Source organism: Candidatus Acidiferrales bacterium, assembly GCA_035934015.1.
Classification (GTDB): Bacteria; Acidobacteriota; Terriglobia; order Acidiferrales; family UBA7541; genus DAHUXN01.
On the sequence record DASYYH010000027.1, the window covers coordinates 204,860 to 227,580 of the forward strand.

Genomic DNA, 22,721 nt, shown 5'->3' on the forward strand with positions numbered 1-22,721 from the left:
TTGCCCGACAATGTTACTCGACGTTCTGCACCTGTTCGCGAAGTTTTTCGATCTCGGATTTCAATTCAAGCCCAAGCTGCGTGATTTCGAGTCCGCCGCTATCGATTCCGTTTGTCTTCGAGAGCAGTGTATTCGTCTCGCGCTGCATTTCTTGCAGGAGGAAATCGAGCTTCTTGCCAGCTTCGCCGCCCGCTTCCAGCAAGCCGCGGAATTGCTGGACGTGGCTCTTGAGGCGCGCCAATTCCTCGGTCGTGTCGCTGCGCTCAGCAGCAAACGCGGCTTCCTGCGCCAGCCGGTTTGGATCGAGCGAATAATTTCCGAGCAATTCTTTCAAGCGCATCTCAAGTCGCTTCGCGTATGCGGGCTGCGCGCGCTGCGCAAGCAATTCGATTTTCTGCGCCGCCTGCGTCACATTATCGAGGCGACCTGATAACTCCGCGCCGAGCGCCCGTCCCTCCACTTGCTTCATTTGTTCCAGCCGGTCGATTGCCTGCCCCAAACAAGAGCGGACGACAGTACTGAGCGCTTCAAGCTCATCATCCGCAGGAGCTCCGGATGACGCAACGCCGGGCAAACGGAGTATCGCTGCCACATCCGGATCTGCTTTGAGACCAAATTGCTCGCTCAATGACATCGCAGCTTTCAAATATTCGGCGGCAACTTCGCGATGAATGGTAATCGAGTTTTTCTTCCCCGCCTCGACCTGCAGGGTCACATCCAGATGTCCGCGGCGAATTCTTTCGCGCGTCAACTGGCGGATTTCCGTTTCGAGCGCGTCCCATCCTTCCGGCATTCGAATACGCACGTCGAGAAAACGATGGTTCACGCTTCGCAGGCTCAGTTGAACGGCCCAGCCATTTTGCTCAACGCGCGCTTGCGCGTATCCGGTCATCGACTTGAGCATCGGGGCAGACATATTACACGGGTCCGGCAGTCATCGGCGGCTCGATTTCCTGGAATTGAAGATTGTAGAGCCGCGCATAGGCGCCGCCCTGGGCGAGGAGTTCCTCGTGCGTGCCGCGCTCCTTGATTGTTCCTTCTTCCAAGACAACGATCAAATCGGCGCGGCGGACGGTCGACAGACGGTGCGCGATTACAAATACAGTGCGGTTCTCCATCAAAGTGTTCAATGCGCGCTGCACGAGCATCTCGGACTCCGTGTCCAGTTCCGATGTCGCTTCATCGAGAATCAGAACCGGCGCATCTTTCAACAAGGCTCGCGCGATGGCGAGCCTCTGGCGCTGGCCGCCGGAAAGACGCTGGCCGCGATCTCCGATCCTTGTCTGATATCCCTGCGGCAATTGGGTGATGAAATCGTGCGCCAGCGCGGCTTTCGCTGCTGCGACCACGCGCGCTTCTGGCAAATCGGGCCGGCCATAACACAAATTGTTCCAAACCGTGTCGTTGAACAGAATCGTTTCCTGCGTCACGATCGCCATCTGTTCGCGCAACGAACGCAGATTCACCGCGCACACATCTTGTCCATCGATGCGCAGCGTCCCCATCGTTGGACTGTGAAATCGCGGCAGCAGATTGACGAGCGTAGTTTTCCCCGCACCGCTCGAACCTACGATTGCCACAACGCCGCCGGCCGGCACTCGCAAGTCGATATCATGGAGAACGATCGGCCCGCTTTCGTAGGAAAATCCGACGTCTTGAAATTCAACTTCTTTCGAAAAACGGGGCAAATCGACGCTTCCCGGCTTTTCCGCAAACTCCTCCTTAAGCGCGAGGAAACCGATGACTTCCGCGGACGCGCCGACGGCGAGTTGAAACTGATGATACAAACTGCCCAGCCGCTTGATTGGTTCATACGCGCGGAAAAGAGAATAAATAAACCCGATCACCATGCCTGTGGTCATGACATTCCGGCGTATCTCGTCGCGGGCATAGAGCAACAGAACGGCGAAGACGACCGCCCCTAGCAAATCCATGAGCGGTGAGGTCACGACATACGCTTTCACCCAGCGCATGTTCTCGCGCAGCAGGCGCCGTGCCGCTTCATGGAATTTCTGTATTTCAAAATTCTCCATGCCGAAGGCTTTCACGACGCGGTTGCCACTCACCGTCTCCTGAAGGATCTGACTCAGATCCGCGACGCGCGACCTGCTGTTCTGCACCGACCGCCGGATGCGGCGGCCCAGCTTGCCGACCGGATATACAACAAGAGGTATGATGATTGCGGAACCAAGAGCCAGCCGCCAATTCAGCCAGAGCAAAACGCACACGAAGGCCACGAGTGCAAACACTTGCTGAAAGAAATCCGCCAGATGTTCCGACAGCGCGCTGCGAACCTGGTCCACGTCGCTGATCGCAGCAGACATCAGGCGTCCCGTCGGATTATGCTGAAAGAAACCAATCGGCTGCCGGACAAGCTTGTCATATACCTGGTTGCGCAAGTCGGTCACGCCGGCATGCCCGGCATATTGGATCATCGTGCTTCCAAAAAACTCGGCGCCGGCTTTGAAAAAGAACAGGGCCACGAGGCAAATCGCGAAAACTGTCCAGACGTAATGAATATTCGAAGGCAGGAATGAGTTGAGATAGATGACGCGGTTACTGAATGGCAGTGTGACGAGCTTTACCTTCGTCGCCGTGCTGTGCGGGTTCAGGATGGTATCCACGGCGGGGATGATCATCAATGCGATCAGCCCTTCGCAGACTCCGACGACCGCCAGCAGCACAACTCCAAAAATCAGCCGCAGCCGGTATGGCCGCACAAATTGAAATAAGCTTCGAGGTTGGGAGGGCATTTTCCCTTACGATCTTCCTTGTGACCAACCAGCGTTTCTTCTTCCACTTTACCGAAGGCTCGTTTGCCGCGCCAGAGTTCGTAATGCAAACAGTCACGATACAGAGCGATCGAGGTCTCTGTGCTCGATCTTGGTCGTGTAGCCGCGCTTCGCAAGGACTTTGGCTACTGCCTCAGCCATCATCACGGAGCGGTGCCGGCCACCGGTGCATCCGAAAGCGACCGTAAGATAGCTCTTTCCTTCGCGAATGTAATGCGGAATCAAATACGCGAGCAGCCCATCGATACGGCGCAGAAATTCTCCCGTCTGCTTGAAAGAGCGAATGTATCTGGCTACGCGGGCATTCTGGCCGCTGTAGGGCCGCAGCTTGGCGACGAAATATGGATTCGGCAAAAAGCGAACGTCGAAGACCAGGTCCGCGTCCGCAGGCAAACCGAAGCGGTAGCCGAAGCTCGTCAGAGAAATCAACAGCGGCTTGCGTCCTGCTTTTTGAAAACGTTCAATAATGAACTGGCGCAGATCGTGTACGGTGAACTTGGTCGTATCGATCACGACATCCGCGAGAGCGCGAATCGCTGCCATCTGTTTCTGCTCGAGGCGGATTCCTTCGGCAATGGAGAATTCAGCGCCCATCGGGTGCGGACGCCGCGTCTCGTTGAACCGGCGCGCCAGAGCCTGCTCGCTTGCCTCGATGAAAACCAGCGTTGCCGGATATTCCCGCCGCAATTTGCGGTACACATCCGGCAGACGCTTCAGTTGTTCTCCTTCACGCGCATCCACGAGAAGCACGGCGCGCTCAAATTCGCCGCCGCCCTCCATATACAATTCGGCGAAAGAAGGAATGAACGATACGGGAAGATTATCGACGCAATAAAATCCAAGATCTTCGAAAGTCCGCAGAACCGAGCCTTTGCCAGAGCCGGAAAGGCCCGTGAGAATGACTAGCTGGCGATTCTGTTGCGTATGGCTGGGCGCCAAAGCGTCGCTCTTCAGTTCTTTTGCCGTCGCTGATGCGTGCTGGGAATGCGCAGATCTTCGCGATACTTGGCCACGGTCCGCCGCGTAACGTGAATGCCCTCTTCGTCGAGCCGCTTGGCAATCTGCTCGTCGGTCAGCGGATGCGTCGCGTCTTCTTCTTCGATCATTTTCTTGACCCGCCGCTTCAGAGAGAGAAGCGACATGTCGCTGCCCTGCGGCCCGTTCACGGATTCCGAGAAAAAGTAGCGCAGCTCGAAAACCCCCTGGGGCGTGTGCGCATATTTGTTGGCCACGGCGCGGCTTACGGTGGACGGGTGCACGCCGACCTCTTCGGCAACTTCTTTTATCATCATCGGCTTCAGATGATCTACGCCGTAATTCAGAAAATCCTGCTGGCGGCGCAGAATCGACTGGCAGACGCGCACGATCGTATGCTTCCGCTGCTCGATATTTTTCATCAATTGCACGGCCGCACTGAAGCGCTCTTTGACGTAGTTGCGCACATCACGATCGGCCGCGTCGCGCGCCAGGAGCTTGCGGTACACCGGGCTCAAGCGAAGTTGCGGCATGTCGTCGTCATCCAGGAAAGCCTGCCATTCGCCGTCGACTTTGCGGAATTGAATGTCCGGTTCGACGAGACGCGGTTCGGTCCGGTTGTAGCGCAGGCCCGGCTTGGGATCGAGACGCTTTACGAGGTCCACGGCGCGCTTCACGGCTTCTATCGGACGGTTTAGCGCTCGCGCGATTTCTTTGAGCTGATTGTTTTGCAGCATCTTCAGGTGGTCGGAGATGATTTGCTGCGCGAGCGTATTCTGCGGATCAAGGAGCTTCACCTGCAAGAGCAGGCATTCCTTCAGGTCGCGCGCGGCGATCCCGGGAGGATCGAATTCCTGAACCACAGCGAGGGCCTCCTCGACATCTTCGGCTGAATATCCGCCGGATTGGGCAATTTCCTCGAGCGTCGCCACCAAATATCCGTTTTCGTCGAGATTTCCTACGATGACTTCGGCGATCTTCTGCACTTGTTCACTGCAAATGCTGACACTTAACTGCCAGAGGAGATAATCAGCCAGATTTTGCGGCGAAGATAAAAACTTGTCGAATCCCGGCTTTTCGGTTTCTTCGCGTTCGCTTCCGGCACCGGTGGATGCTCCGGTATCCAGATATTTAGTAAAAAACGAGCCGATATCGAACTCGTCGAATGGATTAGCTTCTTTCGTCTCCGGAACTTTCTCCGTTTCCTCTTTGACGAAAGTTTCGTCGGTGTAATTCTCAGTGACCACGCCGTCATCCCCGAGCACTTCCAGCATCGGGTTCTCCATCACTTCTTGATTGATCATCTCGCGCAGTTCGAGCCGGTTGAGCGCCAGCACGCTCACCATTTGCACGAGTCCCGGCGTCAGAACTTGCCTTTGCGCGAGCCGAAGATTCAATTTGGGCTGGAGAAAGTTCATGGCCTTAGTTCAGACGGAAATTCTCTCCCAGGTAGAGCCGGCGGACTTCCGCATCCTGGCTCAATTCGTCAGGCGTTCCCGAACTCAAAATCTTCCCGCCATGAATGATATAGGCGCGGTCGGTTACGGCGAGAGTGTCGCGGACGTTGTGATCGGTAATGAGCATGCCGATGCCGGCGACGCTCAAATCGGCGATAATTTTCTGCAAGTCCAGGACGGTGAGCGGGTCGATTCCGGAAAAGGGCTCATCAAGGAGCACAAACGAAGGCTGCAGCGCAAGCGAGCGCGCAATTTCCAAGCGGCGCCGCTCGCCGCCGGAAAGCACATAACCTTTGCTGTAGCGAATTCCTTCGAGTCCCATTTGCGCCAGCAACTCCTCCACGCGATCGCGCCGTTGCTCTGCGGTGATAGGGAGCGTTTCGAGTACGGCGAACAAATTGTCTTCTACAGTCAGCTTGCGAAAGACAGAAGGTTCCTGGGGAAGATAGCTGATGCCGCTACGCGCACGAAGGTACATGGGCAGGTCACTGATATCCTCGCCATCCAGTAGGACTCGCCCGAAATCCGGCCGCGCCAGCCCGACCAAAATATAGAACGTCGTGGTCTTACCAGCGCCATTCGGCCCGAGCAGCCCAACCACTTCACCCTGGTGAATCTCCAAACTGACGTTATCGACGACCGTGCGGCCTCGGTAGCTCTTGCTCAACTCGGCGGCTTGGAGTTTCAACATGCGAATTCATTTCGCAATCCGGTGCATGGTCACGGTTCGCGTGCCCTTTTTCGACTTCACAAGAATCGTATCACTCGCTAAAAAGAAGGTCAATTCACGGCCCGTTGTCGTGTTTCCAGAACCGTCTGACACTGTGGGTTGTCCTCCGGAAAGTGTGAATTTCCCACCGGGAGCGTCGTATTCGCCCTGCTCGGCGGTGCCGATGCGTCCGTTCTGTTCGATGCGCACAGCGCCCTCGGCAGTGGCATGGTCGAGCTTTCGCTGGCCACCATCGCCATTCGACAGAAAAAGCTCCATAGTACGGCTCGAAATTGTGCCTTTCGCGGAGCGCGCATCGACGCCGCCGGACAGATTCACTCTGTTCAGATCACCCCGGTAATCGACCTCTGGTGCGCGCACTTGCCAAACCACCGGGCCCCGGGTCTTCGCACTCTTGTCCGCCGGTTCTTCAAAGGTCGCTAACACGTTCCCGCGAGCCTCGGCCCGATTGGCATCTCCCCAGAACTCGATTGTCTCCCCCTGGAGCAGCGCAGAGTCTTGCCAGAAGCGCGCGTGTCCGGAGAACGTGGCATGCCCGCCGCTCTGTGGAGCGATGGATTCGCGTGAGGCAAACGTGCCGGTCATCTCGTCCGCTGAAACATTCGCGGAAATCGTCTTTGCGAGGCTATCCCCGCTGTCCTTCGTTGCGACATAGCTTGCCACTACGTTGTCATTCGCACGCATTTCTCCCGTTTTTTGATTCATCTCAATGCGCGATGCGCTTAATCGCGAAGCCGCGTCAGAAACCTGAGCCGAACCTGTCAGAATGAGCTGGTTCGTATCGCGTGTGATTCTCGCTCGCTCCGCACGCGCTGTTCGGCCCGCCTGATGGATCGTTACGGAGCCATCTTCGTTGATCGTCTGCCAGCCGCCGCCGCCGCCGCCGCCAGCGCCGAAGGTGGCCGTAAGATTCTGCGCTGAGGTCGTCTCTGATGGCTTGGAGTCTTCCGCATGAATCACTTCGACACCGGAGGCGCCGTGGAGAGCATCCAATTTGCTTTTCGCGTCAAACGCTGCAGTCAATCTTCCGGCGCGGATCTGATCGGATTCACCAGGGCCACTGATAACAACCTGCCCCGGTGCTAAAGTCTCCGCTGTATCAACGTGCATTGTTTTTCCGTCCGTGTCCGGAGCAAAATTCATGCGCATTGCTTCTGTTTCCAAAATTCGTTTCACCTGACCATATTGGGTCTCCGCGTGGACATTCCCTGTCGCCAAAACTTCGCGCGGCATGCTGCGACCATTACCCTCAACCATCACGAGCTGAACGCGGTTGGCCGCCAATCGGTTCGTTTCGTAGCGCCGCTCCTCCTGGCAATGCACGTTTCCGCTGGCGACTATTTTTTCCAATACATCCCCGGCGCCCAATGACGCTCGCATCTCTTCCGCGGTGAGAGACACCGTTCCTCGTGCGTCCTTGCCGTTCAGCGCCGGCTGCCCGGTGGCAACCACACTTTTCGGCTGCATTGCGGCGTCCAGTACCAACTCCAGTGCTCCGGTCGTGATTTCTTGTCGTCCTTCTGTGGCCCGAACCGGCCCTGACAGCAACAAATCGTCAGTTTCTCTTCGAAATTCCAGCGCACTGCCGCTCAGAAACACCGGGAGCACGTCTCCCCTGCTCACAGACGTGAGCTTCAATTCCACGTTGCTTTTGAGTTTTACATCTTCGTTTTGTGGATCGTATACAACTCCCGTTCCTTTCCCTTCGCCTCCGGGAAATGTGAGCGTCACATCGTTCGGTGTGCTGACCTGGCCTGAGTCATGGTCAAATAGGATGTTGCTTGTCTGCAATTGCATGCCTTGTGCCGACGATGTGGCGTCGGCGTTTCTCAAATCAACCTGCACTTGGCCCTGGCACCGGATGCTACCCGAAGCGGGTTCATAGCTGCACTCGCTCGCTCGCACGGAATCGTCGCGGTCACCTTCTTTTCCATAAATGGTAATCAGCACGTCTTCGAGCAGGCTGCGATTTTGGTCCTTGTACTCCGTCGCTCGCGATGCGCGCACAGTGAACAACACGCGGTGGTTGACGGTCCTCGAGATTGCAAAACCCGCTGACTCCTGGGCCACGCTGGCGGGTACGGGCGCTGGCAGATTTTTTTGCATAACTCGCGCACCGATCCGCCCCCGCAAATAAATGGCAAATACTACGAGCACAATGGCGATTGCAACGCCAGCGGACCATCGGGCGTAGCGCGCAGCCTCTTTGTTTTTCATGCCGCTAATTCCTGCCGGACGATCAACTCATTTCTCCACATTACTTAGAGGCTGAGTATAGGAAACAGGTTTGTGGATCACAATAGATACCCGTGGGCGCGAATCCTACTGCGCACGCCCAGCATCTCACTTTCTGGAGAAAATCATGCCAAAAATGAAAGCCGCACAAGTTACGAAGCCTGGCGCGGATTTCGAAATCGTCGAACGCGAGATCCCTCAACCACCAGCAGGACATGTGCGGATTCGCGTGCGCGCTTGTGGGATCTGCTTCAGCGATCATTTGACAAAGGATGGCCTCTGGCCGGGCGTCACGTATCCGCGCGTGCCGGGGCACGAAGTGGCGGGAGAAATCGATGAGGTTGGCCCAGGTGTTACGAATTGGGAAAAAGGGCAACGCGTCGGCGTCGGATGGCACGGCAAGCACGACGGGACATGCTTAACTTGCCGCCGCGGAGATTTCGGCAACTGCCCGAGTCTGCAGGTATCCGGGATCAGCTTCGATGGCGGCTATGCGGAATATATGATTGCACCTGTCGAGTCACTTGCGGCGATGCCGGATAGCCTTGACGCTGCCGAAGCTGCACCGCTGCTGTGCGCGGGCGTCACGACATTCAACTCATTGCGCCACGCCGGCGCACTTCCCGGGGATCTGATTGCCGTGCAAGGAATCGGCGGCCTCGGCCACTTGGGAATCCAATTCGGCAGTAAGTCTGGCTATAAAGTGGCCGCGGTTGGCCGAGGATCCGCGAACGCGCCCCTCGCGAAAAAACTGGGAGCAAACGTGTACATTGATAGCCAAACCGCCAATGCAGCAGAAGAGTTGCAAAAACTTGGCGGCGCACAGGTCATTTTGGCGACGGCGCCAAATTCGAAATCCATGTCTTCGCTGATCAATGGCCTCGGGCCGAACGGCAAGATGATCGTGCTTGGTGCGGCGCCGGAGCCAATCGAGGTTGCGCCGATTCAACTCATCAGCGGAAAGAAAAGCATTCAGGGCTGGTCGTCAGGGATTCCGGCGGACTCGGAAGACACGCTGCGATTCGCGGAATTGACCGGCGTCCGGCCGATGGTTGAGAGATTTCCTCTTGCCAAAGTGAACGAAGCTTTTGCACGAATGGCCAGCGGCAAAGCAGAATTCAGAGTTGTGCTGACAATGTAATTTTGCTGCCGAAGGCTCAGCGGCGAGGACTCGACTGCGGAAGCTGTGGAGTTAGGCTTGTGGCAATACGCCCGTATTGGCCGCGGCAACCCGGTCACGCGTTGTATTCTTCACCAGGTACATGGCCTCATCGGCCAAATGCAGAAGTCCGGCCTTGTCGGCAGAGTCGACGGGATACGAAGCGACGCCAACGCTCGACGTGACGTGCACATTCAAGCCGACATCCTTCAGCCACGTTGTGCTGCGGATCAACCCATGCAATCGCTTAGCCACGCGGCAGGCGTTCTCTTTGGAAGTCTGCGGCAAAAGCAGCACGAATTCGTCGCCGCCGTAGCGAAACGCGAAATCAATCAGCCGGCAGTTGTCCTTGATCACGTTGCCGATTTCGCCCAGTAGTTTCGATCCCATCAAATGCCCGTGCGTGTCGTTCACATTCTTGAAATGGTCGAGGTCAATGAAAATAAGCGAAAATTCGTAGCTGTAGCGATGGGATCGATAAATCTCCGTGTCCAGCATGAAATTGAGATGCCGCGCGTTGTAAAGACTCGTGCAGTCATCCGTAATCGTGAGTTCGTGAATGCGCTGGACGTGACGCGCGTTTTCAATAGCGATCGCTGCATAATCGGCAAGCGCCTCAAGCAAAGCCAACTCTCGCGGGCTGAAGCCGGCATCGCCCACGCAATTAATCAGCTCGATTACGCCGAGGCATTGGTCGCGGAAACGCACCGGCACGGCCACAATGGAACGCGTCTGCATCTTTGTCTTTTCGTCGACCTGAGAAAAGAAGCGCGAATCCGTTCTGGTGTCCGGTACCACGACGACTTCACCCGTCTGCGCAACCCAGCCGGCAATTCCCTGTCCGAGTTTGATTCGCACGTCTTTCAGGGCGTCAGACCCTTCGCCTGTGGCGATTTCGAAGTAAAGTTCCTGTTTTTCGGTGTCCATCAGCAGCAACGACCATGTGTCCGGCCGCAGTACTTCATTGATTTTCTCCATGATCGTGCGCAAGACCTGATCGAGTTGCAGAGAAGAAGTCAGAGCTTTGCCGAGTTCATGGAAGACGGCAACTTCGTTTCCTTCGGGAATGGGTTCGTGGCGCACTACGGCTGGGTTTCGGCGGCGTTCGATTCCGTGAAAGGGTTTGGGTTCGGGCACTTTTCGGTTTAGACCGCCAAGAACTGGTTCGGTTGGATGCGATTCACCTTCGGGCATCGTTGGCATTATAAGTACGCGAGAGCGGGACTGCAACCGACAGCATTCGTGTCGTGCGTAAGAGTCAAATCGGCTCAACGGCATGGTACCAGCCACGAGAGCATTGATTGACACCCCTCTCATGGCCGCCTATATTTTTTATTGAGCACGTTCCCATGAGCCCTACTTCGCATGTGTTTGGTGAACATTTGAAGCGCGAGCGCGAAATGCGCGGCGTTTCGCTGGAGGAAGTGGCTGCGGCCACGCGCATCAGCATCCGATTCCTCGAAGCCCTGGAAAATGAGCAATGGGAGCGCCTCCCGGGAGGCATCTTCAACCGCGGATTCATCCGCTCTGTCGCCAGATTCCTCGGTTTGGATGAAGAGGGTCTCGTCGCGGAATACGCACTTGAGACGCGCGAGCGGCCGGAGATTGCAGTTTGGACCAAAGAGCCCGTTCGCATGCGGCCGAACTGGTTCGCAATTGTAATCGCAATATTGGTTGTGGCCGGAATAGTCGCGGGTGCTATTTACGGATATCGCCGGTATGGCCCAACCATCCGTGCATGGCACGAGTCCCACCCAATTTTCAGAACCGTTTTGGCGCGTTTCAGTCGTCCGAAAACCCCTGTTTCGAACGGCTCACTGAATGGAAATACAGCTACAGCACCAGCGCCAGTCCAAACTCCGGCGCGCTCGACGGTTGCTCCCAAAACAGAATCTCAATCCCCCGCCCAAACCCAAATGACAAAGAACCTCGCGAGTTCCTCTGGCACTGCTGCTCCGAGTTCGACAGCCCCACCGGCGCCAGCTCTTTCTCCCTCTTCCGATTCCGCATCGAGTTCCGGCCCGATGGAGTTGAAGGTTGAGGCAGGGGAAACGTCGGACGTTGTTGTTCTCGCGGATGGCAAGACAGTTTTTTCCGGCACATTGGATGCTTTGCGCACGTTGACTCTGCGCGCACAGACGAGCTTCACAGTTTCTTCCAGTAAATCCAGCGCCGTTCTTTTGGAACTGAATGGCCGCACAGTTCCGCCGCTTGGCCCTCCCGGACAGCCGGGCAAAATCACGCTCACACGCGACAATCTGAAATCGAATTTGGGAGGCCCCAATTAGCAACGACGTTCGCGAGGAAATTAAATCTGGCCGGGCTCGTCCGGAGCGGAAACTGGCGGTCTGCACTGGCGGTGTTTCGCTTACTCCAGCCGAGCGTGCCGAGATCCTGGCGGTTCTCGCCTGGGATCCCGAAGAAGGGGTTGCGCAAAGGGCATCCTCGGCCCTTCTTAGCATGCCTGCCGAGAGTTTTATAGCGGCGCTCGAACGTGTAGATGTTGCGCTTCAGCTTTTTGATTATTGCGCTGAAAATCTCGGCGGCAAGCCAGGAATCGCCGACGTGATGGCGAAAAACCCTTCATGCCCCGCCACGACGGTTCGCAAGGTCGCGGGATTTCTCACGACCACGGGCATCCAGGCCCTGCTCGATAATCTGGAGCGGCTCACCGCTAGTGTCCCTTTGATTGACGCGCTGGCATCTTCGGCTGAGGCGAATGCGGAACAACGAGGATTGCTCCAAGAACTGCTGGGAGGAGCTCTGGGCGAAAGCCATTATGAAGATGCTGTCTCGGCAATCCCTATGGATCAAGGGAAGCGCCAGACTCTCATCCAGCGCCTGTCCAAAATGAACGTTGTCCAGCGCGTGCAATTAGCGTTGCTCGGCGGGCGCGAAGAACGCATTGCGCTGATTCGTGATCCGAACAAAGTCGTTCAGCGTTCTGTCCTGCAGTCGCCGCGGCTAACCGAGTCGGAAGTCGAAAGCTTCGCCGCGATGACCACGCTCACCCAGGAAATTCTCCGCATCATTTCGAACAATCGCCTCTGGATGAAGAATTACACCATCGTCCGCAACCTCGCATCCAATTCGAAAACTCCGCTCGACATTTCCTTGCGTCTCTTGCCCCGCATCAACCCGCGCGACTTGAAAATCCTCTCGGCCAGCAAGAATATTCCGGAAACTCTTCGCGCCATGGCCGCAAAGATGGGAAACGCGCGAAACGAAGCCCGCAAGGAGTAGACTTCGCGGGACGGGCCGTTCCGCTCGCAGCCCAGGAAAGATTCTTGCAGAAATTCAGTTTTTGGACGCGGGAGCGTGAGTGGCCAGCGACGCCTGGATCTTTTTCGCGTATTCTCGGGCCTTCGCGAGAATTTGCGCTTCATCGAGCGTCAGCATTCGTCGATGTTCCATCACAACTCTTCCATCGACGATCGTTGCGTCCACGTCGCTGGCTTTCAGCGCGTAGACAAGCTGGGAATATACGTTATACATGGGCGTCGCGTGCGGAGCGTCCGCACGAATCAGGATCACATCCGCTTTTTTCCCCGCTTCGAGCGAACCGATTTCTTTCCCCATGTGCAGCGCTCGCGCTCCGTTGATTGTCGCCATTGCTACGGCCTCTTCCGCGGGGAGAGCCTGAGGATTCAAGCGAGCCACTTTTTGCAATTTCGCGGCAATGTCCATTTCTTCAAACATGTCCAGATCGTTGTTGCTCGCCGCTCCGTCGGTTCCGAGCCCCACGGGAACGCCTGCTGCGATCAAATCGGGCACGGGGCTGACGCCGCTCGCCAATTTCATGTTGCTCGAGGGATTGTGCACGCACCCGACGTGTCGGCTCGCCAGCAATCGCATGTCTCCGGCATCGACCCAAACGCAATGCGCAGCGGTGACATCTGGACCGAGAAAACCGATGCTCTCCAGATATGCAGTCGGCGAAAGACCGCATTTCGCACGGCTTCCAGCGCTTTCCGCTGGCGCCTCCGCGAGATGAATCAAAATCGGCACATGATACTTCCGCGCTAGCGCCGCGGCTTCTTGCAGCGTCTTCGCCGAACACGTATAGATGGAATGCGGGGCTACGGCGGGCGTGATCAGCGGATCGCCCTGCCAGTGCTTGATGTACGCTTCGGTATAAGCAATCATCTGCGGCACGGACTTGTTATCGGGAGAGGGAAAATCGATGAACGTCTCTCCAAGCACGCCGCGCATCCCAGCCTCTTTTGTTACGCGCGCGACATCGTCCTCAAAATAATACATATCCGCGTACGTTGTGATTCCACCGCGTAGCATCTCCAAAATGCCGAGGCGCGTTCCCCACTCGACGAAATCCGGCGTGACGTTTTTCGCTTCCGCTGGGAAAATGTATTTCTGCAGCCAGTCATTGAGCGCCAGATCGTCGCCAAGCCCGCGAAACAAACTCATGGCCGCGTGCGCGTGCCCGTTGATCAGGCCTGGCATCACGATTTCGCCAGTCGCGTCAATCGTCTTCGTTGCTTCGTAGCGCGACTCGATTTCTGCTTCAGGCCCCACAGCCAGAATCGCTTCCCCGCGCACGGCCACGGCGCCCGGGTTATATATATGCCGCGCTGCATCCATCGTCACGACAGTCCCGTGCGCAATGATCAAATCCGCCTGTCGTTTCGATTGCGCCGGAAGATTCACGGCAATGAAAAGCGATGCGAGGATAAATGATGTCCATTTCACGCTTTGCCTCAACCTTCGATGTCGGTCAGCACTGAAGTGCATTTGTATTTTTAGAGATGAGAGGCGTCAAACGGCCGCGGCAACAATTTTGCCGAGCGCTCGCGTTCGACTTTGCCTTTCAAATTCGCCAGTACAACGGGCACATCTCCGCAAAATTCCCAAATGATTTGACGGCACGCACCACAGGGTGGCGTAAGCTTATCCGTGTCCGTGACGACGGCAATCGCGTCGAAATCTTTCTCCCCTTCGGAAATTGCCTTGAAAATCGCCACACGCTCCGCGCACAGCGTCAGCCCGTAACTCGCGTTCTCTATGTTGCACCCGCCGAAAATCCGTCCTGATTTCGTCCGAACCGCTGCGCCAACGCGAAATTCAGAGAAAGGCGCATGTGCATGTTCGCGCGCCTGGCGCGCCGCCACGATTAATTTTTCTTCTTCGCCCATCTCAATTCCTGTCCGTTCGTTCAATCCATGTGCGCGGCGATTCTGGGCAAAACCGCTTGCAGCAGAGCGATGAACTGTCCGCTGACGCGATCGCCCGTTTCGAGCACCTCATTGTGATCGAGCGGATCTTTAAGCACTCCTGCAGCCATGTTCGTCACGCACGACAAGCCAAGCACATTCATTCTCATATGCCGAGCCGCAATGGCTTCCGGCACGGTGGACATTCCGACGACATCCGCGCCGATCGATCGCAGATAGCGAATCTCCGCTGGCGTCTCATAACTGGGTCCAGTCAGCGCTGCATACACTCCTTCGGAAACTTGCAAACCTAGCCGTTGCGCTTCCGTCTGAGCAATTTCACGATAGGCTTTCTTGTATACCTCGGTCATGTCCGGAAACCGTGGTCCGAAACGCTCTTCATTTGGCCCAATCAACGGATTCGAGCCTTGCAAGTTGATATGGTCACGCAGCACGACGAATGTTCCTCGCCGGAAATTCAGATTGATGCCGCCTGCCGCGTTCGTCAAGACCACCGCGCGAATTCCAAGTCTTCCCAGGACGCGCATCGGAAAAATGACGCCTTGAAGCGAATATCCTTCGTAGAAATGCACACGTCCCTGCATGACGGCAATCGCAGCACCCGCGGCCTTGCCAATGACGAGGTTTCCCGCATGGCCAATCGCCGTCGAACGCGGGAATCCGGGGATGCGTTCGTATGGAATTCGCGTCGCATCTTTCAAACCGTCGGCAAACGAACCCAGCCCTGAACCCAGAACTATGGCAATTTTCGGCCGTAGCATTGTTTTCGAGCGAATGAATTTTGCGGCCCGTTCCGCGCGCGCGAATTCGCCCCTTTGACTTGTTTTTGCTCTTGATCCTGGGCTCACTTCAGCATGATCCCCACAATGGACGCCGACATCAAATTGGCCATCGTTCCTGCAAACATAGCGCGAAGCCCCAGCCGCGCCAGCTCGTCTCTTTTGTTGGGCGCCAGCGCACCGATGCCACCGATCTGAATCCCAATGGAACTGAAGTTCGCAAAACCGCACAGCGCGTAAGTGGCAATCGTAAACGACCGCGGATCGAGCATAGCTTTCATTGGCCCGAGCTGCCCATACGCAATCAATTCGTTCAATACCATTCGTGTTCCCAACAGGCTACCGATATGACCTGCGTCGCGCCAGGGCACGCCGATCAGCCACGCGATCGGCGAAAGTGCCCAGCCCAATATCTGTTCGAGGCTCGAGGGAAAATGCGTCAGCCCATGCGGGGCGAGCCAGTTGTGCAGCCCGCCAAGAATTCCGTCGCACAAATAAATGAGTGCAATGAAGGAGATCAGCATCGCCGCCACGTTCAAAGCGAGATGCAATCCGTCAATCGTGCCGCGCGAAAGTGCGCCGAGGGCATTCGGATCCTTTTCGATCACGCCAATTTCCACGCGTCCCGCCGTGATCGGCGTCTCCGTTTCCGGGACGAGCATTTTCGAAAGCAGCAGCGTCCCCGGCGCGGTCATGATCACCGCGGTAATCAAATGCTTCGCATCGACTCCAAAGGCGATGTAGGCAGCCATGATTCCGCCGGAAACGTGCGCCATTCCGCTGGTCATGATGGTCATCAATTCCGAACGCGTGGCTTCCGGCAGGAACGGACGAATCGTCAGCGGCGCTTCTGTCTGCCCCATGAAAATGCTCGCCGCGATATTCAGCGATTCCGCGCCGCTCGCGCCCATCAATCGAGTCATCACTTTCGCCGCTTGCCGCACGATGAACGGCATGATTCCGTAGTAGTAGAGCAAAGCAAAAAGTGCGGCGATGAAAATAATCGTGGGCAGAACCTGAAAAGCGAAGAACATGCCGAGGTGCGAACTCTTTTTCCCCAGCTCGCCGAAAACAAACGTCGATCCGTAGTACGAATAATCCAGCAACTTGTTTACTGCCGCGCCGATGTCGCCGAAAAGATTGCGGCCAATCTCCGTGTCGAGGACGAAGAACGCAAAGCCAATTTGCAGCGCTAAGCCCCAGCCGACAGTCTTCAGCCGAATCGCCCGGCGGTTCGTGGAAAAAAGGTAGGCGAGCCCGAGAATTGTCGCCATTCCCAGAATGCCGGTCCAGTGGCGATGAAACATTAATTCCCCCGAAACTCTCCAAAGATTGCTCTTCTTTATGTGCCCACGATCTGGCGAATCAGCGAAGTTCGCTGTGGCGCTTCTGCGCCGATTGTGAAGCTCGATTCCAGCATCTGCAGCGCTGCGCCAAGCCGCTCCGCAGCGTTGTAATGCACGGTGCAAAGCGGCTCGCCTGCCTGAACCCTATCCCCGGCTTTCTTCTCAAGCACGATGCCAGCCGCCGGATCGATCGTATCGTCCATTTTTTCGCGTCCGCCGCCCAGTACGACGCTTGCTTGTCCGATTCTTTTGCATCCCATGCGCGTCACAAATCCGCCGTTCTTGGCCCGCACAACTTCCGTATTACGTGCTCGCGGCAGGCGCGCCAGGTCCTCCACGACGCGCTCATCGCCGCCCTGCTGCCCGACGACTCGCCGAAATGTATCACGAGCCCGTCCGCTCGCAATCATTTCTTCTGCAAGACGCTTCCCTTCTGCGACGCTTGCTGCGCGCCCGCCAAGAAAAATCATCCAAGCCGCGAGTTCCAAGCAAAGCGTGCGCAGATCGTCCGGTCCGCGCCCGTGCAAAACATCGAGCGCTTCTTCGACCTCCAGCGCATTGCCGATTTTTCGCCCAAGAGGCTGACCCATCTCCGTAACCAGCGCCACGGCGCGCTTGCCCATGCCTTTTGCCGTATCAACGAGCAACTCCGCCAGCGCCGCGGCTTCGCTTTCGCTTTTCATGAACGCGCCGTCGCCGACCTTTACATCGAGAACCAGCGCATCAATTCCCTCTGCGAGCTTCTTGCTCATAATGGACCCACAGATCAGCGCCGGGCTCTCGACCGTCCCGGTAACATCTCGCAGCGCGTAAAGGCGTTTATCAGCGGGTGCGATTTCTGGCGTCTGGCCTCCAAACGCGCATCCGCAGGCCGCCAGCGATGTTCGAAACTCGGGGAGCGAGAGATTGACGCGAAATCCCGGAATCGATTCCAGCTTATCCAGAGTTCCGCCCGTATGTCCCAACCCTCGGCCGCTGATCATGGGCACATACAATCCGGCCGCTGCGACCACAGGCGCGACGACCAAGGAGGTTTTGTCGCCAACGCCGCCGGTCGAGTGTTTATCAACCTTCGCCGCACCAAGGGCGGAGAAATCCATCACTTCGCCCGACCGCAGCATTGCTTCCGTGAGCAAAGCGGTCTCCGCGCGCGACATGCCGCGGCACGTCACCGCCATCAGCCACGCTGCAAGCTGATAATCGGGCACAGTACCCCGCGCAGCGCCCTCGACAAGGAAATTGATTTCGTCGCGGGTCAGTTCCCCGCCGTCGCGTTTTTTGCGGATCAGATCAACTGCGCGCATGAGGGCAGGCGGAATGCCAGCCATCAGCAATCGCGAGTCGGGCGGAAAGCTCCCGATGCGGTTCGAGGATCAGTCGAGGAATTTCGGAAGGACATCCATAACGCACCGGCAGGACTACCGTGCCAATGCCTCGGCTTACGTAAATCTGCGTTGCGCCCAGGGAATCGCGCCCCTTCTTGAATCGCATGCGCTCTTCGGAGCGTCCGTAGAGGCAGCCGACCAGCGGCAGGCGAATCTGCCCGCCGTGGGTGTGTCCAGAGAGCACCAGGCTGATTTTCATTTGCGCAGCGTCATCAATGATGCTCGGATTATGGGAAAGCAGGATCGTCGGATCTCCCTGCGGAATCCCGCGCATTGCCTTGGGCAAATCGGCGCGGTAATAAAAGTCATCGATTCCTGCCAGATAGCACCGCTGTCCCCGGCGTCTTAGAGATGTGTGCTGATTGCGCAGCACGTCAATTCCATGTCGTTCCAGGGCACTCGCGATTTCTTCCGGCCCGACGCGGAAATCGTGGTTTCCCAGCACGGCGTAGACGCCTTCACTGGCCCGTAACCCGCTCAGGATATCTGCAACTGGCTCGATGTAATTGCGCGACCGTGTAACAAAATCTCCGGTGATAGCCACCAAATCCGGCTCCAGCTCGTTGGTCATCTCCACGAGCGAGGCCAGTGCTTCCGCCGGAAAATACAACCCATAGTGGATGTCTGTCAGATGGACGATGCGGAAACCGCGGAATGCATCCGGCAGGCCCTCGAGGCTCATACGGTGCTCTGTGACTTCGAATCCGCCGCGAAACCGCAGGCGCCGCAGCTTGTGCATGCCATGCGACTGGCCCAGTGAATATTGCTCGATGCCACCGTTGTGCCACCGGCCGGCCAGCCGGTGCCACGGGTCAGCCAAATTAGGACGCCGCCTCGGTTGTTCTAGCGCGTGAGCGTAAGACATGCTCTCCTCAGAAAACTGCCGCGAACTTGCAGGCTACCACTCGTCAGTTGTGCTAGTAAAGGCGCAAATCCCTGCCGGCACACACAGGATTACCTGTACCTTGGTGCAACTTCTTTTGATTCGTTGCGGTTGCGAAAATACTTGCCAGGATCCGTTCCGGCCGACGTGGAAACCTATCCCGGGACGAAGGTCCCCTCATCCGATTTCTTCGCGGCAATCTTGCAAGCGAGTTCGCGCATTTCTTCGTGTACCAGTCCATTCGATGCGAGGATTTCCCTCCCTCCCGGCGTGTACGGTCGCCCGGAAAAATCCGAGACTACACCTCCCGCTTCCTGTACCAGCAAAATCCCCGCAGCCGTATCCCACGGCTTTAGCCCAAACTCCCAGAAGCCATCGAAGTGACCGCACGCAACGGAACACAGGTCCAGCGCCGCCGCGCCGGCGCGCCTCACGCCATGCGAGCGGAGCGTGAACTCCCAATAGTAATCAATATTTGGATTCTGCACGCGCTTGTGCGTCGGGAATCCAGTGGCCACGAGGCTTTTCGCGAGCTTGTCCACGTTCGAAACGTGAATTTTCCTTTCGTTTCGATGGGCTCCCCCGCCACGCATCGCGGTAAAAATGTCTCGCGTCACTGGATTGCAAATTGCAGCAACAAGCGGCTGCCCCTCTTCGAAGAGGCCTATAGATACCGCAAAAACCGGATAGCCATGCGCGAAATTGGTCGTCCCATCGAGCGGGTCCACGTACCACTTATATCTCGCCGAGATATCGGGACCGGAGATGCCCCCTTCCTCGGCAATAATCGCATGCTGCGGGAAGTGCTTTCGCAGCCATTCGACGATCGCGGCTTCCGATTTCTTATCCGTCTCGGTCACCAGGTCCACTTCGGTCTTGTATGTGACGTTCTTCGGGCGATCCATGGCCTCGGCGATAATTGCTCCGCCGCGTTGGGCGGCCTCGACGGCAACCTCTAGAAATTCTCTGGCGCTGGTGCCTTCTTTGCTCATTCTTCTCCCGGCACTCCCGTAGCTAGATATCCCTGCCGGTAATGCAGGGTATACGGCCCTCCCGAAATCTCCAGTTCAATTCGGCAATACGTTCCCGGCTTTTCTTTCGGCACGGGATAATAGCTCAGCAAGTACTGCGTGCGCAGCTCACGGCTGATCTGCTCGAACATCGCATCCAGTTGGCTCATTGCATCTGCGTAATAGACGGCTCCGCCAGTCGACTGGATAATTGTTTCGATAGCGTGTTCTCCAGCCGTGTTCCTGCCATTCTCATTTTTCACCGCCCGTATGAGAATCGTATACAGCAGCGCTTCGGACTGGATCGCTGCCTGCCGTGCCTCCTCATAGGAGGAGCGGCTCGTCGTCTCTCCAGCGTCCGTCACGAGCACGATGACGCGCCGCCGGTCTCGCGGCAATCTTTCAAGCTCTTGCGATCCCAGCACAATCGCATCGAAAAGCGAAGTTCCTCCGCCCGGGGAGATCTTTTGCGCCGCTGCTTGCAATTTCAAAATATTCGAGGAAAAACCGGCCGAAAGCTCCGTCACATCGTCGGAGAATTCGAAGACCCCAAGCACATCGCCGGGGCGCACGACGAGTTTGATAAACCGCGCTGCTGCCTCATTCTCAAATTTCATCTCCATGGTCGTGCTCATGCTCGAATCCACCATGAGCGACAATTCGAGCGGCCGGTTTGTCTGCGTCTCGAATCTTGCGATTTTCTGCTCGACGCCATTTTCGTCGAGCTTGAATGCCGATTCCGGCAAATCCGCGACGGGCTTGCCGGTGGAATCGAGGACGGTCGCCGGGACGCTCACCAAATCCGTCTCCACGCGAATTCGTCCGTCCGTTTGCGCCTTGGCTGCCGGCACAAAGGCAAGCACCAAAGAAACGGCCACGCAGGCCGCCACAATTGACGTCAGCCGGTTCATTTATTGTGTAGATGTGTTCTCGGGAGAAAAGGCTTCCGCGGAGACTTTCGCACCTTCCGCCCAAACGCCGCCGTCTGCGAAATACTCCTTCTTCCAGATCGGCACGACCCGCTTCAGCGTATCGATTCCATATCGGCAGGCATCGAATGCTGCTCCCCGATGGGCCGCGCTTACGGCAACCAGCACACTGGTCTCCCCGATCTCGAGCCGCCCGAGCCTGTGCACCATCGCCAGCCCGTCAATGGCAAACCGTTCTTTCATCTGCGCGCCGATCTCCCGCATTTTCGCCAGCGCCATCGCTTCGTAGGCTTCATATTCGAGATAAAGTGTCTGCTTGCCGCGCGAATGATTTCGCACGATGCCCTCGAACAGAGCCAGCGCGCCATCTTCTGGCCGCTTCAACTTTGCCGCGACTTCGCTGGTCGCGATCTTCTCGCGCACGATCCGGTAGATTTCTTCGCTGATTTTCGACTCCTATCCCCCGCTCACTGGCGGTAACAACGCGACTTCATCTCCCGGGCGCAGCACGGCGCTCCAATGGGCATATTCTCGATTGACCGCCGGCGCCACGGAGTCGCGGAACCCCTTCAGCCGCGGAAATCGCTGCGCATAGATCGAGAACAAGTCCTCCACGCTCGCGCCTTCGGAAGCCTCCAACGTCGCTTCTTCTGTGCCCACGATCTCCTTCAATTGTCCGAAGAAAAGCACGCGCACCTGCATGTTTCTATTCTATCCCTCAAAGCACGCTCTCGCTATCTTTCCCGACCCGCGCTTTTTTCCGCATGAGTGCCGTCCTTGACGCTCCTGCCATCTCCACGTAGTTTAGAAGTGCTCGATCGCTGAACCCCGGATTTGCCAAAGGAGCTTTGCGTGAAAATCATCATCTCGGGTTCGTCCGGACTCATTGGCAGCACGCTCGTCGATGCTCTTCGCTCCGATAATCATCAGATTGCGCGCCTCGTCCGTTCTGGTTCGCCATCGCAGCCTGGTCCTGCTTCGGAAAGCATTCGCTGGGAGCCGCCGGCCGGCTCGATCGATCTCGCCGCCATGGAAGGCGCGGACGCTATCGTTCATCTCGCTGGCGCTTCGATCGGCGACGGCCGCTGGACCTCCGCCCGCAAGGAAATTCTTCGTCGCAGCCGTGTCGACGCGACACACCATCTTGTCGGCGGCCTGAGAAAGCTGCAGCGCAAGCCGCGCGTCCTCGTTTCCGCGTCCGCGGTCGGCTTTTACGGCGACCGCGGCGACGAAACTCTCACCGAATCTTCCGGACCGGGCAATGACTTCCTCGCTCAGATTTGCCGCGGCTGGGAATCTGAAGTCGCGCAAGCAGAAGAGTCGGGTATTCGCACAGTTTCACTCCGTTTCGGTGTGATCTTGGCCGAAAAAGGCGGCGCGCTTAAGCGCATGCTTCCTCCGTTTCGTCTTGGCGTCGGTGGACGCCTGGGCAACGGCCGCCAGTGGATGAGCTGGCTCACGCTTGACGAAGCCGTCTCCATCATTCGCTATTCCATCGATAAGGATTCTCTGCATGGCCCGGTGAACGCCGTTTCCCCCAATCCAGTCACGAATTCTCGTTTCACTAGCACACTGGCCAGTGCATTGCGCCGCCCAGCTATCTTTCCTGCGCCGCGCGCGATTCTTCGCTTGGCGCTCGGCGAAATGGCTGATGCCCTGCTCTTTTCCAGCCAGCGCGTCATTCCCCAGAATCTGCGATCCAGCGGCTATCAATTTCGCCATTCGGATTTGAGAGAAGCACTTCGATCCCTGTTTCACTAGATTTTTTCGCGCGCCGGATGACTCGCTGTTTTTTAATTGTTCCCGTTGACATCGTCGCGCATTTTGTTAGCCTTTAACCAGCCCGGCGAGA

General features: G+C 57.0%; 21 protein-coding genes. 4 read left to right on the forward strand and 17 right to left on the reverse strand.

Features of this window, described 5'->3' with window-relative positions; genetic code table 11:
• Positions 1-13: 13 nt before the first annotated feature.
• The 6 genes from VGR81_13905 to lptC form a co-directional block, all read right to left on the reverse strand.
• Positions 14-916, reverse strand: coding sequence for a YicC/YloC family endoribonuclease (locus VGR81_13905; protein ID HEV2290033.1), 903 nt, complete (start codon positions 914-916; stop codon positions 14-16).
• 1 nt (position 917) lies between these two features.
• A complete protein-coding gene (locus tag VGR81_13910; GenBank protein ID HEV2290034.1) occupies positions 918-2,753 on the reverse strand; it encodes an ABC transporter ATP-binding protein in 1,836 nt (611 codons plus the stop codon).
• Between the two features lie 93 nt (positions 2,754-2,846).
• Positions 2,847-3,731: an RNase adapter RapZ gene (gene rapZ, locus VGR81_13915; GenBank protein HEV2290035.1), complete on the reverse strand. Its 885-nt coding sequence runs from the start codon at positions 3,729-3,731 to the stop codon at positions 2,847-2,849.
• A gap of 11 nt (positions 3,732-3,742) precedes the next feature.
• Positions 3,743-5,185, reverse strand: coding sequence for an RNA polymerase factor sigma-54 (gene rpoN, locus VGR81_13920; protein ID HEV2290036.1), 1,443 nt, complete (start codon positions 5,183-5,185; stop codon positions 3,743-3,745).
• A gap of 4 nt (positions 5,186-5,189) precedes the next feature.
• Positions 5,190-5,915, reverse strand: coding sequence for an LPS export ABC transporter ATP-binding protein (lptB, locus tag VGR81_13925; GenBank protein HEV2290037.1), 726 nt, complete (start codon positions 5,913-5,915; stop codon positions 5,190-5,192).
• A gap of 6 nt (positions 5,916-5,921) precedes the next feature.
• Positions 5,922-8,171 carry an LPS export ABC transporter periplasmic protein LptC gene (gene lptC / locus VGR81_13930; GenBank protein HEV2290038.1) on the reverse strand — a complete coding sequence of 750 codons (2,250 nt, stop codon included), beginning with the start codon at positions 8,169-8,171 and terminating at the stop codon, positions 5,922-5,924.
• 145 nt (positions 8,172-8,316) lie between these two features.
• Here lptC and VGR81_13935 point away from each other — a divergent pair, with 145 nt between their 5' ends.
• A complete protein-coding gene (locus tag VGR81_13935) occupies positions 8,317-9,330 on the forward strand; it encodes an alcohol dehydrogenase (GenBank protein ID HEV2290039.1) in 1,014 nt (337 codons plus the stop codon).
• A gap of 51 nt (positions 9,331-9,381) precedes the next feature.
• Here VGR81_13935 and VGR81_13940 read toward each other — a convergent pair whose 3' ends face one another.
• Complete coding sequence (locus VGR81_13940) at positions 9,382-10,542, reverse strand: sensor domain-containing diguanylate cyclase (protein ID HEV2290040.1); 1,161 nt, start codon at positions 10,540-10,542, stop codon at positions 9,382-9,384.
• A 155-nt stretch (positions 10,543-10,697) separates the two neighbouring features.
• Here VGR81_13940 and VGR81_13945 point away from each other — a divergent pair, with 155 nt between their 5' ends.
• Both VGR81_13945 and VGR81_13950 read left to right on the forward strand, forming a co-directional pair.
• The gene (locus tag VGR81_13945) at positions 10,698-11,636 is read left to right on the forward strand and encodes a RodZ domain-containing protein (GenBank protein HEV2290041.1); all 939 of its coding nucleotides are present in this window, start codon (positions 10,698-10,700) and stop codon (positions 11,634-11,636) included.
• A gap of 172 nt (positions 11,637-11,808) precedes the next feature.
• Complete coding sequence (locus VGR81_13950) at positions 11,809-12,591, forward strand: hypothetical protein (protein HEV2290042.1); 783 nt, start codon at positions 11,809-11,811, stop codon at positions 12,589-12,591.
• Positions 12,592-12,645: 54 nt separating this feature from the next.
• Here the strand turns inward: VGR81_13950 and VGR81_13955 are convergent, their stop codons facing one another.
• From VGR81_13955 to moaD, 10 genes are all read right to left on the reverse strand, one after another.
• Positions 12,646-14,055, reverse strand: coding sequence for an amidohydrolase (locus VGR81_13955; protein ID HEV2290043.1), 1,410 nt, complete (start codon positions 14,053-14,055; stop codon positions 12,646-12,648).
• 50 nt (positions 14,056-14,105) lie between these two features.
• Positions 14,106-14,498, reverse strand: a complete 393-nt coding sequence (gene cdd, locus VGR81_13960) for a cytidine deaminase (protein ID HEV2290044.1) — start codon at positions 14,496-14,498, stop codon at positions 14,106-14,108.
• Between the two features lie 20 nt (positions 14,499-14,518).
• Positions 14,519-15,385 (reverse strand): purine-nucleoside phosphorylase, encoded by an 867-nt coding sequence (locus VGR81_13965; protein ID HEV2290045.1) that lies wholly within the window; start codon positions 15,383-15,385, stop codon positions 14,519-14,521.
• Positions 15,382-16,623, reverse strand: a complete 1,242-nt coding sequence (locus VGR81_13970; protein ID HEV2290046.1) for a nucleoside transporter C-terminal domain-containing protein — start codon at positions 16,621-16,623, stop codon at positions 15,382-15,384. Before VGR81_13970 ends, VGR81_13965 begins: the two co-directional genes overlap by 4 nt.
• Positions 16,624-16,658: 35 nt before the next feature.
• Positions 16,659-17,990 carry a thymidine phosphorylase gene (locus VGR81_13975; GenBank protein ID HEV2290047.1) on the reverse strand — a complete coding sequence of 444 codons (1,332 nt, stop codon included), beginning with the start codon at positions 17,988-17,990 and terminating at the stop codon, positions 16,659-16,661.
• The gene (locus VGR81_13980) at positions 17,953-18,912 is read right to left on the reverse strand and encodes a metallophosphoesterase (GenBank protein HEV2290048.1); all 960 of its coding nucleotides are present in this window, start codon (positions 18,910-18,912) and stop codon (positions 17,953-17,955) included. The genes VGR81_13975 and VGR81_13980 overlap by 38 nt, the downstream gene beginning before the upstream one ends.
• Before the next feature lie 173 nt (positions 18,913-19,085).
• Entirely contained in the window at positions 19,086-19,922 is an 837-nt protein-coding gene (locus VGR81_13985) for an inositol monophosphatase family protein (GenBank protein HEV2290049.1), read from the reverse strand.
• Complete coding sequence (locus VGR81_13990; protein ID HEV2290050.1) at positions 19,919-20,818, reverse strand: VWA domain-containing protein; 900 nt, start codon at positions 20,816-20,818, stop codon at positions 19,919-19,921. The genes VGR81_13985 and VGR81_13990 overlap by 4 nt, the downstream gene beginning before the upstream one ends.
• 33 nt (positions 20,819-20,851) lie before the next feature.
• A complete protein-coding gene (locus tag VGR81_13995) occupies positions 20,852-21,292 on the reverse strand; it encodes a molybdenum cofactor biosynthesis protein MoaE (GenBank protein HEV2290051.1) in 441 nt (146 codons plus the stop codon).
• Between the two features lie 33 nt (positions 21,293-21,325).
• Positions 21,326-21,571: a molybdopterin converting factor subunit 1 gene (gene moaD / locus VGR81_14000; protein ID HEV2290052.1), complete on the reverse strand. Its 246-nt coding sequence runs from the start codon at positions 21,569-21,571 to the stop codon at positions 21,326-21,328.
• Positions 21,572-21,721: 150 nt separating this feature from the next.
• On the opposite strand from moaD, the gene VGR81_14005 reads away from it, so the two are divergent.
• Positions 21,722-22,630: a TIGR01777 family oxidoreductase gene (locus VGR81_14005; GenBank protein ID HEV2290053.1), complete on the forward strand. Its 909-nt coding sequence runs from the start codon at positions 21,722-21,724 to the stop codon at positions 22,628-22,630.
• Positions 22,631-22,721 lie beyond the last annotated feature (91 nt).

Excerpts from the sequence above, each read along its gene's own strand:
- rpoN (HEV2290036.1), bottom strand. The coding sequence starts at position 5,185 with ATGAACTTTCTCCAGCCCAAATTGAATCTTCGGCTCGCGCAAAGGCAA.
- moaD (HEV2290052.1), bottom strand. The coding sequence starts at position 21,571 with ATGCAGGTGCGCGTGCTTTTCTTCGGACAATTGAAGGAGATCGTGGGC.
- lptB (HEV2290037.1), bottom strand. The coding sequence starts at position 5,915 with ATGTTGAAACTCCAAGCCGCCGAGTTGAGCAAGAGCTACCGAGGCCGC.
- VGR81_13935 (HEV2290039.1), top strand. The coding sequence starts at position 8,317 with ATGCCAAAAATGAAAGCCGCACAAGTTACGAAGCCTGGCGCGGATTTC.
- cdd (HEV2290044.1), bottom strand. The coding sequence starts at position 14,498 with ATGGGCGAAGAAGAAAAATTAATCGTGGCGGCGCGCCAGGCGCGCGAA.
- VGR81_13945 (HEV2290041.1), top strand. The coding sequence starts at position 10,698 with ATGAGCCCTACTTCGCATGTGTTTGGTGAACATTTGAAGCGCGAGCGC.
- VGR81_13910 (HEV2290034.1), bottom strand. The coding sequence starts at position 2,753 with ATGCCCTCCCAACCTCGAAGCTTATTTCAATTTGTGCGGCCATACCGG.
- VGR81_13905 (HEV2290033.1), bottom strand. The coding sequence starts at position 916 with ATGTCTGCCCCGATGCTCAAGTCGATGACCGGATACGCGCAAGCGCGC.
- VGR81_13980 (HEV2290048.1), bottom strand. The coding sequence starts at position 18,912 with ATGTCTTACGCTCACGCGCTAGAACAACCGAGGCGGCGTCCTAATTTG.
- VGR81_13950 (HEV2290042.1), top strand. The coding sequence starts at position 11,809 with ATGCCTGCCGAGAGTTTTATAGCGGCGCTCGAACGTGTAGATGTTGCG.
- VGR81_13975 (HEV2290047.1), bottom strand. The coding sequence starts at position 17,990 with ATGGCTGGCATTCCGCCTGCCCTCATGCGCGCAGTTGATCTGATCCGC.
- lptC (HEV2290038.1), bottom strand. The coding sequence starts at position 8,171 with ATGAAAAACAAAGAGGCTGCGCGCTACGCCCGATGGTCCGCTGGCGTT.
- VGR81_13940 (HEV2290040.1), bottom strand. The coding sequence starts at position 10,542 with ATGCCCGAAGGTGAATCGCATCCAACCGAACCAGTTCTTGGCGGTCTA.
- VGR81_13985 (HEV2290049.1), bottom strand. The coding sequence starts at position 19,922 with ATGAGCAAAGAAGGCACCAGCGCCAGAGAATTTCTAGAGGTTGCCGTC.
- VGR81_13970 (HEV2290046.1), bottom strand. The coding sequence starts at position 16,623 with ATGTTTCATCGCCACTGGACCGGCATTCTGGGAATGGCGACAATTCTC.